The following is a 17,389-nucleotide window of genomic DNA, read 5'->3' as shown; positions in this document are numbered from 1 at the left end:
TTACTATTCTTTTCTCAAGATTTTATTTCTCTAATTGTTAAGTTTTTAGTCCAGAGAATGACTTAGATCAATGAGGTATTGTTTCAGTTGCTCGCTGATTTCAGGATGACCTAAACCGTATTCGATACTTGTTTTTAGATAACCAAATTTATCACCGACATCATATCTAGAGCCTTTGAATTCTCTCGCATATACGGGTTGCTTTTTATTTAATTCATCAATGGCATCCGTCAATTGAACCTCATTTCCAGCTCCAGGTTTTTGTGTTTCTAATAATTCAAAAATTTCTGGTGTCAATAAGTAGCGTCCAATAATCGCTAAATCACTCGGAGCTTCTTCAGGTGTTGGTTTTTCGACGAATCGTTTCACTTCATACAAGCCTTCAGATTCTTTTGTTTCTGGATCGATGATCCCATATTTTGACGTGTCTTCATGAGGAACTTTCATGACTGCTACAGTCGAACCTTTTGTTTTCTCGTAATCTAAGATCAATTGTTTTGTCAGTGGAATCTCATCTTCCATCAAATCGTCCCCAAGCATAACGATGAATGGTTCATCTCCAACAAAAGTTTTCGCTTGTAATACCGCATGACCTAGTCCTAAAGGATGGGACTGACGGATAAAGTGGAGATTGACATTCGTTGTTTCTTCGACTAATTTTAGCAAGTCGATTTTATTTTTTTCTTGTAGATTCAATTCTAATTCGATATTCGAATCAAAATGGTCTTCAATCGGTCGTTTTTCTTTTCCGGTAACGATCAAAATATCTTCGATCCCCGAAGCTAAAGCTTCCTCTACGATAAATTGGATCGTTGGTTTATCAACGATCGGCAACATTTCTTTTGCCATTGCCTTTGTAGCAGGTAAAAAACGTGTACCTAGACCTGCTGCAGGAATGACTGCTTTTCTTACGATTTTATTCTCCATATGCGTATTTATATACTCCATTCTGTTGATTTACTGAAATTCGTTTTCCATCTTGCCATCACGCAACATGATTTCTTTTGCTGCTTGTTTGATATCCTTCCCTTGATAAAGGACCTGATAGATTGTTTGAGTGATGGGCATCTCTACACCTAGTTGCTCAGCCAGCTCAACCGCCGCTTTTGTTGTCGATACACCCTCCACGATCATCCCCATATTTTCCAGGATTTGATCTAATTTTTGTCCTTCACCCAGCATATGCCCCGCGCGCCAATTTCGTGAATGGACACTGGTACAAGTGACGATCAGATCACCAACACCGCTCAATCCAATAAAGGTCAAAGGGTTCGCGCCCATCGCTACACCGAGACGACTGATTTCAGCTAATCCTCTTGTCATGATCGCCGCTTTCGCATTGTCACCAAAACCAAGACCGTGGATCGCGCCGGCACCGATTGCAATGATATTCTTCAATGCTGCACCTGTTTCCACACCGATCACATCATTATTTGTATAGATTCGGAAATAATCATTCATAAATAATTCTTGCACATAAGTAGCTGCTTTTTGATCAACACTTGCAGCAGTGATCGTTGTGATATCGTGGACCGCCACTTCTTCTGCGTGACTAGGGCCTGATAAAACAACGATAGATTGTCGTTTTTCTTCTGGGATTTCTTCGGCAATCACTTCTGATATCCGTTTATGCGTGTCTTGCTCTAATCCTTTACTGGCATGGATGATCACTGGTTTTGTCGTTAAATGTTGTAGCAATTCTTGTGCTACAGCACGGATTGCTTTCGTCGGTACGACAAATAATACTGCATCTACCTCTTTGACAGCTTCAGCCAATTCTGTGTAACCGATGATCGATTCTGGTAAATGTAATTCAGGTAAATAGTGTTTATTCGTATGATACGTATTGATTTCTGTGATTTGTTCTGGAACATTCCCCCAGATACGGACGTCATGTCCATTTTCTGCTAAGGTTTGAGCTAAAGCAGTTCCCCAAGAACCAGGGCCTAATACTGCAATTTTTTGTTTCATGGAAATTCCTCCAAAATTCATAGTTAATTTCTATTATAGTATACATTAACAAAATACAGGACTTATTTTCATTTTTTTAGCTTTTGTTTAAAAAGAGCTTGGGATAGAAGTGTTTAGCTGCGAGAAATAAGGCGCTATCCAACAAAATTGTTTTCAAATTTTTTTTGAATAGTGTCTTGTTTCCGAAGTCGTTACTTTTGTTCCCACCGTTTATTCAGTTTTAGGGGGTGCGAGAGGACAAATGTCCCAGAATCATTTAATTCAGCCATTTATTCCTTGATTTAACTTAAATAGAAATTATAATGTTGCAATACCATACAAGATGTTTTTTTGGTCTATTCCAATGATATAGTCTATTTATCAACAGTCGAACTAAAGGAGGTGCATCTTATGTGGTCAGTTACTCCACCAATGTAAGTGCAAGTTTCAAGAATAAACAAAATCCTCAAGAATAAAAAAACGAAAATCGTCGTTCAACAAGCGATTTTCGTTTTTTTATTTATTTTTCTAAAAAATCAGCTGCCTCAGCCCATCTCTTCTATTTATCGTAATTCTTTCTCGATGATTTTTTTATACATAGCGATATCATAACCAAATAATTCTTTCCTTATGTTAAACAATTCACAAAAATCAAAATTAAAGGATACCCTCATTTTGAAGCAATCAATTTGGGATAGTTTCTCATGGCTGATATTATATAAAATCACGTCACGTTTATTATAGTTGCTGGGAATGGTTTCCGGATTGAATTGTTGAATGTCCAGGGTGTTTCCAAATTCTTGTTCTAACATTTCCTGTGCCCATAAGAAGTCCGTACAGACACCTGTCAGTAAAAAGACTCTTTTTTCATTTTTACTCCGATAAGTCAAAAAATAAATTTTTGTTGCTAAATACCGAAAATGATCATCTGAAAATGCTAGGTTCAATCCTGAAAAATCATTCCAGTCCATAAAGATCTGCTTGATTTTCTCAAAGAAAGCTTGAGGAATCTCTGCCATATCTGTCCCTTCCACAACATGTTCTTCAGGAATCAGCTGTTGAAAATTAAAATGACATTTCCGCAAAAACATCAAAGTTAGTACTTCGATGGTTCGTTGATTATTAGAAAAGTTAGGAATATTACGTTCCATCTTGTCGATCAGATACTCATACTTGATCTCTGGGAACTCTTTAGTAAAAGCGATATAGCATTGATAATTCTTTTCATGTGCATTTATTTCATAAAAATTTTGGTTTAAAAAATTGAATACGATCGTACAATAGTTTAAGTTTCGTTCATCTGGGCTTAAAAACATTTGTTTCAAAAAGGCGACAAGACGATCTTCTATCTGATGATAAATAGGTGTGCATTTATACATCTCTAACTTTTTTATATCTAGATTGTCTTTCAACTTCATTTTTCGATCAAACATCAGTTGAAGTAAAATCTGTGCGTATTCTTTTGAGAAATCTGAAAATAAACATTTTTGTTCTTTTTCGATTTGTTGAAACAAATGATTTATTTTGTACTGACTTGTTTTTGACACCTTAACTACTTGAATACCGCTCTTCATTTGAAAAAGTGCAATTAAAAACCGTAAGCGATACTCATCTTCTACCTTCTTATCATTGAGGTCGATGCCATAAGAGGCGACATAGGACATCACCTCTTTTTTTAGTTGATATGCTTTGGAGGAAGAGATATATTCTTGCTTGGCAAAACCTAGGGGATTCGAAAAATCGGTTTTAAAGAAATACATACACGCTTTGATAAATGGTGAATATTGATAGACTTTCTTCATATACGTTCGTTTATTTCTTTTATACTTATGTCTGATCAAATACCCTGTTGGATTTGATTCAATCAACGGATCAGTCTCATCGAATTGTAGATTGATTGCTTTTATGTCTCCTTTTATCGTTGAAACAGAAACATTCAATTGTTGAGACATCTCCAGCGAAGTCAAACTTGATTTTTCCCATAATAGATTAATAATAGTTACTTTTCGAAAAATTTCTTTCTCTAAATATTTTCTAAACACTATTACTCCCCCACCCACCTGTTAAATTAAATGGATAATATCATTAAAAAATCAAGTTGAAGTAAAAGTTTCATAAAATTTAAAAAAATTTATTTTTTTGTAAAAAAAGAGGAAGAACGTGGCATCACTTCTGTTCTCCCCCTTTTACTTATTATAAACTAGCTTAGCTCTTCTCTTGTTCAACCAACTTCCTTTTGATTTTACCTATATAAATACACAGACCTAGAATAATCACTAATAAGACACACCCAGTTATCATCATCCATTTGTACTTTGCAAAAAAACTAGGCTGACTTTTTATCAATATATCTGTTTGGTTTAATTTTTTGCTTATGTTGTTTTTTACTGTGAATTTCCTTGTTAACTTCCAGTGATGTTCCCCTTCATCCGCTTCAAATGTCGCAACATACACTCCCGGTAATAATGCTTTACCGTCTAATGGTATCCTATAGTTCAATACCGTATTTGGAGCAATCGAGCCTTCCGGCTGGTTTGCTTGATACATAACTTCTTGATCATCTTCTTTCGTAATGATTGCTTTGATGTTGGTTAGCCGGATTAATTTGGGTTTAGGATTTTGGATTTTCTCTGTAAAAACATTTCGCGTATTCACTTGTTCTGCTTGCGCATCTAAAAGTTTTAATGTTGATGGAATTTGCTCCGGATCACTTGATTGCAAAACTAAACCGATTTCTCTCGCAAAATTATTTTGAATATTGCCTTCTTTGTTTGCTTCATTATTCTGAACTACCCGGATCGCTCCAATGGTAATCCCAGATAGATTCTTTTCAGGCATTTTGATTTTCACTTGTAATTCATGCGTTTGCTTTGGAGAAATTTTGATTTTATTTTCTGATATTTTTACTAGATCTTCTATATTGACTTGCGCGTTATTTGCTAAACCCTTGACCGATTTATCATACTCAATGACCCCGATACTGTTCGTATTTCCTTGATATAAAGTTGTGTCTAGCATGATCGTCTGATCCGAGATATTTTCGATTTTAAGATGCAACGTCTGTTCTTGTTTTGGTTCCATTTGTAAATCAAAATAGGAGACCTGTTTATTTATTTGATTGTCCGGCAATTGCGTGGACACCAAAAATGGAATATTCTGAGAAGCTGAGTTTTCATCACTAAACACAGGTACGTCACATAGATGAGACAAAACAAGTAAAAATAAAAACATGGCTATATTTTTTTTGATTTTCACTGGGCAGTTCCTTTCTGTCAAGGGCAGTTCTTACAATGTATCAGAAAACGTCCAAGTCAATTGCGCATGATAGGTATCCGCTTCTTTTTTTGCTGCAGCAGGAATACTTAATTTGTATTGATTGATTGGCAATGTTGAAATTCCTAATCCCTCTCCTGGACTCGCTTTGAATACTTCCACATCCACATCTGGAGTAATCACATAGTCTTGGGTGTTGATTACACCGCCTGTGGGTAGATCACCACCAATGTTTGTCACATTTCCTGTATTGATCGATAATTCTGCCCCTGCTAACTCAGCTTGATTGACTGAGGACGTAAATTGGGCAATTTGTTTTACTTTTAGTTTCCAACCTTTTGTTAGATCACCACGATTATCTGTGACTTGGATATCCGTAGTTGTTGGGTTAGATGCCTGATTACCATCTACTGTAGCGATTTGTTCGATGGATTGATCATATTTGATATTAGCAGTACCAAAATTCAGATTGGTTGGTAACTTGTTGGTTGCTAGGTTCAAATCTTCTCCATTTCCACCAGTTGGTGCTTGTAAAGTCACTGTGCCATCAGTTGTTGTATCGGCACTCACCGATGTTATACCTAAACTTGCTCCTACTAAGATACTCATACCTGCCATGACATATTTTTTTGTGATTACCATTATCTTATGCTCCTTTTCATTGTATAAAATATTTTATAGCTAGCCGACTTTGTTGCCACTTCAATTGTGATCAGTCTGCACGTCGTTCCTTTTCGCTTTCAGAAATGATCCATTGTGAGTTGTCTCTATCAACGATTGGCACAACGTTCTATGAATGAGCGCACAACTTAATCCTGATTCTTTTTTCGATCTCTCGTTTTCTGACTCCTCAGATTGAACATTCTCATGCTATCATTATCCATCGTCCGTTAGAGACTTATGGCTAGGGTGTTTCTGAAAGTGTCCAAGTGATTTTTGCCTGATAAGAATCAGCTATTTTCGGACTGTCACTTGGCAACTCCAACTTAAACTCGGTGAGTGGCAAAACGATCTGTCCCCGACTATTCCCTTTATCCACTCGAAATACTTCTTTTTCTTGCCCAACAGGAATATCAATTGTTTGATTACTTCCAGTACTTATCACTGCTCCCCCACTACTATTAGTTGCTGTCCCTGTTTCAAATTGGATGATTGACCCTGTTAATTGAAAGCCACTACTTATTCCAGTCAAGACATGGTCCTGAGTGACTTTTACTTTATAGCCGTCTCCATTGTTACTTCGTTTGTCAGTGATATCGATTTTCCCTGTGGCATTTGTAGCAATCAATTGATTGGTTGTATATTGGATTGGGACATGGCCAAAATCAAGTATGGACGGATAGATTGATTGATCATTGAAAAGGCTCTCCTCAACCGTCACATTCATACTTTTCGATTTATGCTTATACGTATAGGTGAGAACATACTGTCCTTCTTCTTCTGTCAATTTTTGTGGATCAATATCAATCATATTCGCTCCTTCGATTTTTTGTGCAGTGACACTGACGTTTGTCTCGAAAAACGAAAGAGATGAATTGCTGCTACTATCTGATTCGATGATACAATCTAATCCATCATATTCATTCCATGTATCTTTGGCATAGATCGTAGGCAAGGAATGAAGCTGAATATCAAATACATTGACTGTCGCCACAGACTCCGCATCATCACAAGTAAAAGTAATTTGATAGGTCCCTATTTTCTCTCCATCCGCTTCGCCTTGAATCGTGACATCATTGATTGTTTGTGGCTGTCCTAGCGCATTTGTTGCACTCACAAAGTTATATGGTGGTATCCAAACTTCACCCAATAATAGATCGATATCCTTGGTAATTACTTGTGCTTTACTCGTGAATGGACCACTAGCTATTTTTCTTACATTTTTAGACTGGAAATATTTTGGAAACATGGAATTATTAGACGTCACATTCAAGGTATTTTGAGCAATATCAATCGAAGTTAAATTAAAACTTGTCGTAATTGGTCCAGTATAGCCGATATCGGGAAGTGGGTCTGTGCCATTTAGCTTCCAAGTACCAATCCCACTATTTGAAGCGATCGTGAATGGTGCACTGCTATAATATGAACCTAAAGCACAGCCTGTGGAATTAGCAATCGAAAAATTGCTGGTTGCTGCTATTGACAGAGATTGACCGATTGCAATAGTTGCTGTTGGATTATTTGATTGTGCGCTAAAAGTTGTATGATCTTCTATGTTCAAGACAGTGCTGCTATTATTACCTACTACTGGATAGCTGTTACTCGTATTATTGAATGCTACATTTGCTCCATTTCGTATATTTAATTCTTTTACTTCACACACTTCTTGCGTATCTGATGAGGCTGTAATATTCTCATACAGATTCGCTGTCCCATAAGGCAGATAAATGAATTGTTGTCCAGAAGATGTGACATTTGTATAGTTGATCGTGACTCCTGAGAATTCGGACCAGAAAAACGAATATGGATGTTGATTGATTAGTGTGACATCAGAAATAGAGCAAGTCGTATACGCTAATGCAACGCCAACCAGTTGAAGATTAATATCAATCGTATGGTTATTGCCATAAATATTTTTTGGCGAATTGATATTAAAAGATGCCGTTAACTTGATATCTCCAGTTAAATAAATGTCTGTAATAGTGGGGTCCAATAAAGCGGTACGAAAATCATTGAAGTTATCCACACTAGCTATGCCTGAAGCTGCTGTAGGGACAGCTAAAACGGATTGGAAATCACTTTGTACAGTACTATTGGATGGTTCACTTATTTCTTCTGAAGAACCCATTTCCTTTGTCGTAGTACTTTCACTCGGCGCATTTTCACTACTCTCAGTTGTCGAATCAGCAGACGCATGATACGGTAGACTGATGGCTACTTTATAAAAAAAGAAAACGATACTTACTATACACATAACTACCTTTATTTTTTTTGCCAGCTTCATCTTTATCATCCTAAAAAACATCCCTTTTTTGTACAACTAGATAATTTGATCCCACCGATAGTATTAGGGTGATCATTCTTCCTTTCATGGTTCCCTGCTCAGGTGGATCATGGCTTTTCCATCAAAAGCTCAGCTTGAAAACAACCATTTACCTTATATTTATTTCTCATATATCAACCTCCTTTACCAAGTAATCACCAATCTATGTCTATATTATGCTTGATAAACTATGGAAAAAAATCCATAGATTTACCCTTCTCAGTGTAAAAATTTAATAAACATTTTACCTGTACGTTATGATTTCAATTCATTCATGTTACTTGATAAAATAAAAAAAGCCCTCTTAAAAGAGGACTTGGAATTTTTATAATAGTTGTTATAATATATGTTTTTTCCATGTTCTGTTATACAAACATAAAAAATAATTGAATTTTTATCATGCGTTTGCCCAATTGCTAAGATTCTCGTTAGACATGCACGAAAATCTTAACAATACTGAGCAAATCACTTATTCGTTGATTGATTCAGCATCAACGATTGCTTCATTAATAAAGACGGGTATGGATTGTTTAGCCAATCAATTCCCAAGGTCCCCATTGTTCAGTTCCAGGCTCATTGCCTCGTGTCCACCATTTTGCACGATATGTGTTGCCTTTGTGTGTCACGATATCACCTAGATCATAAATTGTATCTGCATCCCATGCTTCTACTGCTGGTGCATCCGCCGTTGTCACAACTAATGCTTTGCTTTCTTCTGAAATGTTGCCCGCTTCGTCAAATGCTTTCACTGTATAAGAATACTCTGTGTTAGCTGTTAATCCTGCGTCACTGAATGTATTTGTTGCTGTTTCTCCTACTTGCTCACCGTCACGGTAAACATAGTAACCTACTACACCCACGTTGTCTGTTGATTGTGTCCATGATAAAGAGACACTCTTGTCACTAATTGATGAAACCGCAATGTTCAATGGTACTGATGGAGCTTCTAAGTCAGCTGGTGGCTCTTCTAATGTAGAAATCACTAATGCTTTACTTTCTTCTGAAACGTTACCAGCTGCATCGAATGCTTTCACTGTATAAGTGTATTCTGTGCTGGCAGTCAATTTTGTGTCTGTATAAGCATTGTTTGTTGCTCTACCAATTTGTTCGCCATCACGATAAATGTAATAACCTGCTACACCACGATCATCTGTTGAATTTGTCCAAGATAGTGCGACAGTTGAATGTGTTGCTGTTCCTGCTAGATTGGTTGGTTGTGATGGTTTTTCTGTATCAGGTGTTTTTTCTTGGAATAAATCCTGATAAGACTTCGCAAATGATTCATTGTACTCTACTCCAGCAGAGTTTCTTCCTTCATCCCAGTTGATGCTCCAAGTCATCAAACCTTTCAATGGTGTTTGATCTTTTTCCATTTGTTCAAATACGTCATAGACTTTCGATGGCTCTTTTACGAAACCATTTGCTGCTGCATCAATGTTTGCTGGAATACCTAAAGCTAAACGATTCGCTGGAATTTGGATAAAACCACCGCTTCCTTCATTGAAAGCTTTTGAAATCCCATATAAGAATTCAAATTTTTTGCTGTCATTGTTTTGAGCGATCCATTCAGTTCCAACACTGATACCGTCACCTGCTTGGTTGTATAACTGTGGTGCAATAAAATCATATTCTTGTTCTAAAGCAGTAATGTATGGAACATATTTACCTTGTGTTCTTAAGTACGGAAACTCTGGCGCCATGGAGATAATAAAATGTTTTTGCTCTTTCTCAAAATGTGCACGGACGATTTTCAACGCATCTGGGATCACTGTTTTATTGTCGCCTGCATCTACTGCGGTTTGTTCTAAATCAATATCTAAGCCATCAAATCCATAAACTTCAACCAAACGGATGATTTCATCTGCAAAGGCTTGTTCTTCTCCTTTATGTAATTCAATATGTGAGTCTGCACCCCCAAGTGAAATGAGTACCACACGATCTTCAGCATTCAAAGTTGCTACTTTTTGTCTAAATTCAGTATCAGACATATTGTAAGGTTTGAATGTTGGGATACCTTCCCCTTTCATGAATGACACAGCAATCACATTATAAAAAGGATTTACTTTTGCCAAATCAGTATCTGCTGGACGGCCCCCTTGGTAACCAGCACCTTGTTCAGGCACCCAATTATGATAATAACCTACTGAAACTTGGCGATTTGAGATATCTGGCATCGTATCTGCTGCGTCTGCTGCAAACACATCTGTTCCGCCTCCAATCAAACAACCTAAAAGACCAACTGAGAATAATAAACTTTTTTTATTCATTTTTTCCCTCCTAAATTTGTATTACAGACCAGATTAAAACATATCTTATTCTTCAAAATTTTTTTTGTCTGGTATTGCAACAAAATAATTTTCAAACAAAAAAAATCGCACTTTTTTAGCAAAATGGCGCATATATGAAAACATAACATCCACATAACTACATTATGCTATTATAGCCATGTACAAAAAACAGCTTCTGGAGGAAATGAACATGACAGAACATGCTGCTCTAATTCGAAAATTAAGAAAAGATCGTGGATTGACGCAAGAACAATTAACTGTAGGTATCTCCCAAAGAGGAACATTAGCAGCTTTCGAATCACGCGGAACAAAAATTGGTTTTGAACTATTAGTAAATTATCTTGATCGGATGAATATCACACTTGAAGAATATCAATTTTTATTGAATAGTAATTCATTGTCAAATAAACAAAAATTAACGAATTATTTGATTACTTCAAAAACCATTACATCTGCTCAAGAGCAAGAATTGCTTAATGAATTTGAAAAAACAGGAAACATTTATTATCGTTTGATCTATGCCCAAAGAAAATTGATTTCAAATTATCTGTATAGCACATCTTTTACCGCATCAATGAAAGAAGAAATCAGTGTCATTAAGAAGTATCTTGAAAAGATTGATACTTGGGGCCATTTTGAATTGACTATTTTTTCAAATTGTTTGTTTATTTTTGATGATGAATATATTGCCTATTCGTTCCAAAACAGTGTCACAAAGATGAAAGCTTACATAGATAATACCTATTATTCTGAGCTTCTTTCTAATTTTATTTTGAACGGTGTCCGTCTTTCTTTTAACCGTGAATCAATCACATTACGCAAATTATTTCTAGCTCAATTAAAAAAAATCGCTACGACACATAAGCAAACACTCGACCTTGCACATTACAAAGTATTTACTGCTCTAGATAAATTAGCTGATGGACAAAAAACAGCTTTAAAAGAAGTGGAAACGGGTATTGCATTTTTTGAATGGTTAGATCTTTCTACGAGTAAAGACTATATGATCAATCTAAAAGAAAAATTGTGCGCAGAGATATGTGATTTAACGCACAATGAGCACCACACAAAAGTTGTTGTTAAAAGTACGTGCGATCGCCTCTCTTCACAACGCCAAGCGAATACTGCCTAAAAAAACCGTGTATCTCCTCATCCCCAAATGAGAAGATGCATGGTTTTTAACTATCTCCCTGTAACGAAGAGTAATGTTGCCTCCTTCATTTATCTGATTCGTTCTCTACATTTACTCCACCACTTCCAATAAATTCTTTCGTTTCTTGTTCTATTCCCGTGCATAAGCGATTTCTTCAGTTGCAGTTGTTTTTACCAGCGACCATTTCCCTATAATCAAAAACACGACTAAATAGAACTATTCCTAAAAAAAAACATTTTCGTGCTGAACGAATTTTTTTTGTTGCAATAACATACATAATTTTCACCTTAATAATATGTCAGTTATGATACCGATTGTAAGTTACATAAAGAAAAATTATTGGAGGAATCATCATGAAAAAAAGTACATTAATTGGTTTAGGATTCATTTTAGCTGGTATTGGGGCAAGCACTCTTACTTCTGTCGATGTTGCTGCTCATGGTTACGTTTCTGAACCAGCAAGTCGTGGATACCAAGGGAGCCTTGACAAAAATACAAACTGGAATGCTGCATTCAAAAAATACGGAGCTGTTATCAATGAGCCACAATCCCTTGAAGCACCAAAAGGCTTTCCAGCTGCTGGACCTGAAGATGGACAAATCGCTTCTGCAAATGGTGCGGTAGGTGATTTCCTATTAGATCAACAATCATCCTCACTGTGGACAAAACAACAATTGACAACCGGTGCAAATGATTTTACTTGGACATTCACTGCCAATCATGCAACAACGAAATGGCATTACTACATGACAAAAGCCGGTTGGGATCAAAATGATGCGTTGACAAGAGACGACTTGGAATTCATTGGTGAAGTAGGCAATGATGGACAACTAGCTTCTACTAATCCAACACATTCGATCAACATTCCCAATGACCGTTTAGGCTATCATGTAATCTTAGCTGTTTGGGATGTCGCTGATACTAAAAATGGGTTCTATAATGTCATCGATGTCGATGTCAAAGGCGAAACAGTTTTAGCTGACTTACAAAAATAAAAAATATTAATGACCGCAAGTCGCGAGGCAGAAATGTTTAGCCTCGAAAAAAAAGCACCATCCACGAGAGTTGTTCATCAATTTTTTGTGGATGGTGCTTTTTTGTAGTTTTTTTTTGCGATTTATGCGATTTTAGGAGGTGCAAGAGCGGCAATGTACTACGCACTATTGTGTATTTTCTTAAGTTTTACTAAAATGTGCGGATTATGAAAAGGCTTGTTCTCTTTTCATTCTAAATTTCATAAGCTACAATATGAGAGTACCTAGTTATATCATCGTTAGATTTCTCGCTGCAAGATATTTTTGTTGCTTTAAGGATATCTATTTATCATAAATCGGTTTTTTGCCGATAGACGTGCGAACAATATTGGGTAACTTGTTTTTAGGAGGAAATTTTATGATTCAGTTATTGCGCTATGCGAAAGACTATCGAAAACAAATCATCCTAGGTCCTGTATTTAAATTTTTAGAAGCAGTCTTTGAATTGATTTTGCCTTTACTGATGGCTTCGCTGATCGATAATGGGCTAAAAATGAACAATCGTGAAGTGATCATCAACATGGGTATCTGGATGATCGTCATGTCGGTGATTGGATTGATCTGTGCCATTATTTGTCAATATTATTCATCCATTGCCTCTCAAGGGTTTGGAACAGAACTTAGAAACCAACTCATCAAAAAAATCAACTCTTTCTCCCATAGTGAATTAAATCATTTTGGGACGGATACATTGATCACGCGCATGACCAATGATATCAATCAGCTACAACTTGCACTCGCAATGGTTATCCGTTTATTGATCCGAGCACCTTTTTTAAGTATTGGATCAGTAGTGATGGCTTTTGTGATCGACTGGCAAGTCGGGCTATTCTTCTTAGCTTTATTACCAATTTTTTCAATCATTTTATACTTTATTATCCGTAAGACGATCCCCCTCTATCAAAAAGTCCAAGAAAAGTTGGATGGTCTAAATGAGACTGTTAGCCAAAATTTAAGCGGGGTTCGTGTGATCCGAGCATTTTCACGTACTAATAAAGAAATCGAAACGTTTGATGAAAACACGGATGTCTTAGCAAAAAATTATTTACGTGTTTCCAATATCTCCGCTTTGCTCTCTCCGGCAACGACATTGATCATGAATGTCGGGATCATTTGTCTATTGACTGTTGGCGGGGTCAAGGTAAATATCGGTTCCTTACAACAAGGACAAGTTTTAGCATTGATCAATTACATGAACCAAATGTTATTAGCCTTGATCGTTGTTTCCAATCTTGTCGTGATCTTTACTCGTGCAGAAGCTTCTGCTCAGCGGGTCAAAGAAGTCTTAGATACCGAAAATACCATTACAGATGCTGAGACTCCTAGTGAACCAGTCATGGATTCTGAAACAATTCTACAATTTAAAGACGTAGATTTTCGTTATACGCCAGAATCTGGTCTGTCATTACAAGGAATCAATTTCACTTTGAAACGCCAAACTGTCTTAGGGATCATTGGTCCGACCGGAAGTGGGAAGACGACATTGACACAATTGATCCCACGTTTTTATGATGTTAGTGAAGGCTCTGTGTTATTTGATGAACAAGACGTTCGTGACTGGCCATTAGATACATTACGAAGTCAGATTTCGCAAGTACCACAAACGGCTGTCTTATTCACCGGTACCATTCGGGAAAATCTTCAGTGGGGAAAACCTGACGCGACAGACGCAGAGTGTTGGGAAGCTTTGGCAATTGCCCAAGCGGAAGATTTTGTTCGCCAATTACCCAAAGGATTAGATACAAGAGTCATGGAGAACGGGAAAAACTTTTCCGGAGGTCAAAAACAACGATTGACGATTGCTCGTGCATTGATCGCCAAACCTGCCTTATTGATCTTAGATGACTCCTTGAGTGCCCTTGATTATCAAACGGATCTGAACTTGCGCCAAGCACTACAAACTTCCCTTAATACAACGGTCATCATTATTTCTCAACGCATCCGTTCGATTCAACAAGCAGAGCATATCCTCGTCATGGATCAAGGAAAAATCGTGGCCCAGGGTACACATGATACATTGCTTAGTCAATCTTCTGAGTATCGTGAAATCGTGGCATCACAGGAGGAGGAATAAAATGAAAACAAAAAAACTATCGTGGCAAACGCTCAAACGTTTTGTTCCTTATCTGACGGCCCATCCACGTGAAATTTGGTTAGCTGTCTTGTTGGGAATCGTCAATGGTGTTGCTACCGTCGTGATGACCTTACAGATCGGTCAAAGTATCGATCAAATGGTTGGTGTGGGGCAAGTCAACTTTACTCGATTGGTCCAACTTCTGGTGATGTTTGGCGGGATCGTTTTACTTAATGTCATCAGTCAATGGTTGATCCAAGTATTAAGTAACCGATTGGCTTACCTCTCTGTTGCTAACCTACGAAAAGATGCTTTTGCTCGTTTAAATCTTTTACCGCTAAGATACTATGATCAAAATTCCCATGGAAACATTGTCAGTCGTTTTACAAACGATATGGATAACATCTCCATTGCGATATCAGCGGCGTTCAATCAATTATTTTCTGGAGTGGCGATCATTATCCTCTCACTGATCTTCATGCTCAGCTTGAGTCCATTATTGACACTTGTCGTCATTTGTTCGACACCAATCATTTTCTTAGTCAGCTGGTTAGTGGCACGCGCTTCTCAAAATGATTTTGATAACCAGCAAAAAATCATTGGGAATATTTCAGGTTTTGTTACAGAACGTATCGGTAATCAAAAAATCATCAAAGCGTTCCAACAAGAAGAAGTCAATCAACAGCAATTCAGTGCCTTGAATGCTGACTTATATGAGAAAGGGCAGCGCGCGCAATTCTCTTCTTCATTAACGAACCCATCTTCTCGTTTTGTCGATCACTTAGCCTATCTCTCCATTGGTTTGATTGGTGGTTTACTTGCCTTACGAAGTGATTCAACGATTACTGTCGGGATCATTTCAAGTTTTACGATCTATTCAAGTCAGTTTTCAAAACCTTTTATTGAATTATCAGGGATCACGACACAGATCCAAACCGCATTTTCTGGTTTAGAACGAGCATTTGAATTGATCGATCAACCGGAAGAAACGCCAGATGAACCTTTTGCGTATCAACTTGATCCTCAAACGATCAAAGGCGAGGTCGCTTTCAAACATGTTTCTTTCTCTTATGAACCACAACAACGGTTGATCGAGAATTTCAGCTTTGTTGCCAAGCCAGGTCAAACAGTGGCAATCGTTGGTAAAACGGGAGCTGGTAAATCCACATTAGTGAATTTATTGATGCGGTTTTACGATGTCAATTCCGGGACGATCACGATCGACGATTATGATATTACCCAAATCGCCCGTGATTCCCTACGCAAAAGCTTTGGCATGGTTTTACAAGATACGTGGTTATTCGACAGTACGTTACGAGAAAATTTACGTTACGGAAAACCAGACGCCAGTGATGAAGAAATCAATGAGGCCCTAAAATCAGCCTATATGTATGAATTTGTCCAACGCTTGCCACAAAAACTAGATACACGCATTGGTGGACAGGGATTAAAAATCTCCGATGGGCAGCGTCAATTACTGACGATTGCTCGTACGATGATCAGTAATCCACCTATGTTGATACTTGATGAAGCAACAAGTTCAGTGGATACATTGACAGAAAAGAAAATCCAAAATGCCTTCCTAAAAATGATGGAAGGAAAAACTAGTTTTGTGATTGCCCATCGCTTGTCCACGATCAAAAATGCCGATCAGATTCTCGTTATGGATCAAGGGGCAATCGTTGAAATGGGGACACATGATGAATTATTGAAAATCGAAGATGGTAGCTATCGTCAACTTTATCAAGCGCAATTTACTGGATCGGTTGAAAAATAGTGAACATCGAATCAGATGATTTTTCTGATCTATGCAAAAAACAAGCAGTCTTCTGGGATGGGAAGACTGCTTGTTTTTTATTTTGTATGCGTCGTTAAACTCCGCAAAATTCTTTTATATGGCATGGCGCGCCCAATCACGTAGATCATCGTCGATTGGATCGGCAACCAGATAATGGCTTTTAATAAACGTGGTCCCCAGAATACCCAGTTCATCGGTACTTGATACATGATGACCAACCATAATGGTGTCAGGATCAAGCTAACGAACACTGTCACACTGAGCGTGGCTAAGATTGCATTTTTCCAAGTGATCTCTTTGCGATAGAAAAAGAACCCATAAATCGCTCCTTCAATAAAAGCATTCAACGTGAAGCCGATGAAAAAGACAGATTTAGGAAATAATGCCATACCCACAATATCAGCTAACACAGAACCGATCCCTGTCCAAAATGGGCCAAATAAAATACCCATGATTACTTGGGGAATGAACGTTACACTGATTTTGAGTAATGGTGTTTCAAATGAAACTAAGCGAGACAACGTGACCATCAATGCGATCAGCAGTCCCATGATCGTAATCATACGAGCATCTAAACGATTTTTCTTCATTTCTAGCATCTCCTTTAAGAGCTGCTACATGTTTCATGCAGCGAATGCGAAAATAAAACCGCGAACTTACGTCCTTCGTCCTAGAGGCAACATCCCATCCTCTAAGCACTTAACGCTTTATTTTCTACTCTGTTAATAGTGGGAACTTATCCCAGACAAACTATAGCATAGAAAAGGAAGAACTGTAAATAAAAAAGCTAATATTCTACGCGAAAACGATTGCTTAGTTCGTGATGTAACAGACAT

12 protein-coding genes and 1 riboswitch are annotated in these 17,389 nt (G+C 37.4%); of the genes, 4 read left to right on the top strand and 8 right to left on the bottom strand.

Annotated elements, in window-relative coordinates; translation table 11 throughout:
- Window positions 1-45 precede the first annotated feature (45 nt).
- The 7 genes from galU to IGJ19_RS03330 form a co-directional block, all read right to left on the bottom strand.
- Complete coding sequence (gene galU, locus IGJ19_RS03360) at window positions 46-927, bottom strand: UTP--glucose-1-phosphate uridylyltransferase GalU (RefSeq protein ID WP_074800691.1); 882 nt, start codon at window positions 925-927, stop codon at window positions 46-48.
- A gap of 30 nt (window positions 928-957) precedes the next feature.
- Window positions 958-1,971, bottom strand: a complete 1,014-nt coding sequence (locus IGJ19_RS03355) for an NAD(P)H-dependent glycerol-3-phosphate dehydrogenase (protein WP_019722927.1) — start codon at window positions 1,969-1,971, stop codon at window positions 958-960.
- 542 nt (window positions 1,972-2,513) lie between these two features.
- Complete coding sequence (locus IGJ19_RS03350; protein ID WP_074800685.1) at window positions 2,514-3,992, bottom strand: helix-turn-helix domain-containing protein; 1,479 nt, start codon at window positions 3,990-3,992, stop codon at window positions 2,514-2,516.
- Window positions 3,993-4,155: 163 nt separating this feature from the next.
- Window positions 4,156-5,205 (bottom strand): DUF916 and DUF3324 domain-containing protein, encoded by a 1,050-nt coding sequence (locus IGJ19_RS03345; protein ID WP_071866624.1) that lies wholly within the window; start codon window positions 5,203-5,205, stop codon window positions 4,156-4,158.
- A 30-nt stretch (window positions 5,206-5,235) separates the two neighbouring features.
- Window positions 5,236-5,865, bottom strand: a complete 630-nt coding sequence (locus IGJ19_RS03340) for a WxL domain-containing protein (RefSeq protein WP_071866625.1) — start codon at window positions 5,863-5,865, stop codon at window positions 5,236-5,238.
- Window positions 5,866-6,127: 262 nt separating this feature from the next.
- Complete coding sequence (locus IGJ19_RS03335; RefSeq protein ID WP_074800679.1) at window positions 6,128-8,167, bottom strand: pectate lyase-like adhesive domain-containing protein; 2,040 nt, start codon at window positions 8,165-8,167, stop codon at window positions 6,128-6,130.
- A gap of 569 nt (window positions 8,168-8,736) precedes the next feature.
- Complete coding sequence (locus IGJ19_RS03330) at window positions 8,737-10,473, bottom strand: fibronectin type III domain-containing protein (protein ID WP_071866627.1); 1,737 nt, start codon at window positions 10,471-10,473, stop codon at window positions 8,737-8,739.
- Between the two features lie 211 nt (window positions 10,474-10,684).
- Here IGJ19_RS03330 and IGJ19_RS03325 point away from each other — a divergent pair, with 211 nt between their 5' ends.
- The 4 genes from IGJ19_RS03325 (at window position 10,685) to IGJ19_RS03310 (ending at window position 16,532) form a co-directional block, all read left to right on the top strand.
- Window positions 10,685-11,626, top strand: a complete 942-nt coding sequence (locus tag IGJ19_RS03325; protein ID WP_074800677.1) for a helix-turn-helix domain-containing protein — start codon at window positions 10,685-10,687, stop codon at window positions 11,624-11,626.
- A 374-nt stretch (window positions 11,627-12,000) separates the two neighbouring features.
- The gene (locus IGJ19_RS03320) at window positions 12,001-12,642 is read left to right on the top strand and encodes a lytic polysaccharide monooxygenase auxiliary activity family 9 protein (RefSeq protein ID WP_430604412.1); all 642 of its coding nucleotides are present in this window, start codon (window positions 12,001-12,003) and stop codon (window positions 12,640-12,642) included.
- A 397-nt stretch (window positions 12,643-13,039) separates the two neighbouring features.
- Window positions 13,040-14,755 carry an ABC transporter ATP-binding protein gene (locus IGJ19_RS03315; RefSeq protein ID WP_074800674.1) on the top strand — a complete coding sequence of 572 codons (1,716 nt, stop codon included), beginning with the start codon at window positions 13,040-13,042 and terminating at the stop codon, window positions 14,753-14,755.
- A gap of 1 nt (window position 14,756) precedes the next feature.
- Window positions 14,757-16,532 carry an ABC transporter ATP-binding protein gene (locus tag IGJ19_RS03310; RefSeq protein ID WP_074800669.1) on the top strand — a complete coding sequence of 592 codons (1,776 nt, stop codon included), beginning with the start codon at window positions 14,757-14,759 and terminating at the stop codon, window positions 16,530-16,532.
- A gap of 77 nt (window positions 16,533-16,609) precedes the next feature.
- On the opposite strand, the gene IGJ19_RS03305 is transcribed toward IGJ19_RS03310, so the two are convergent.
- Window positions 16,610-17,143, bottom strand: a complete 534-nt coding sequence (locus IGJ19_RS03305) for a folate family ECF transporter S component (RefSeq protein WP_071866632.1) — start codon at window positions 17,141-17,143, stop codon at window positions 16,610-16,612.
- A 36-nt stretch (window positions 17,144-17,179) separates the two neighbouring features.
- A riboswitch (THF riboswitch) is annotated at window positions 17,180-17,277 on the bottom strand.
- Window positions 17,278-17,389: the final 112 nt, after the last annotated feature.

It is taken from the genome of Enterococcus sp. DIV1368b, from assembly GCF_050529595.1.
GTDB classification, from domain to species: Bacteria; Bacillota; Bacilli; order Lactobacillales; family Enterococcaceae; genus Enterococcus_B; species Enterococcus_B mundtii.
The sequence above is the reverse complement of the archived record's forward strand: the minus strand, read 5'-3'. Positions and strand labels throughout refer to the sequence as shown.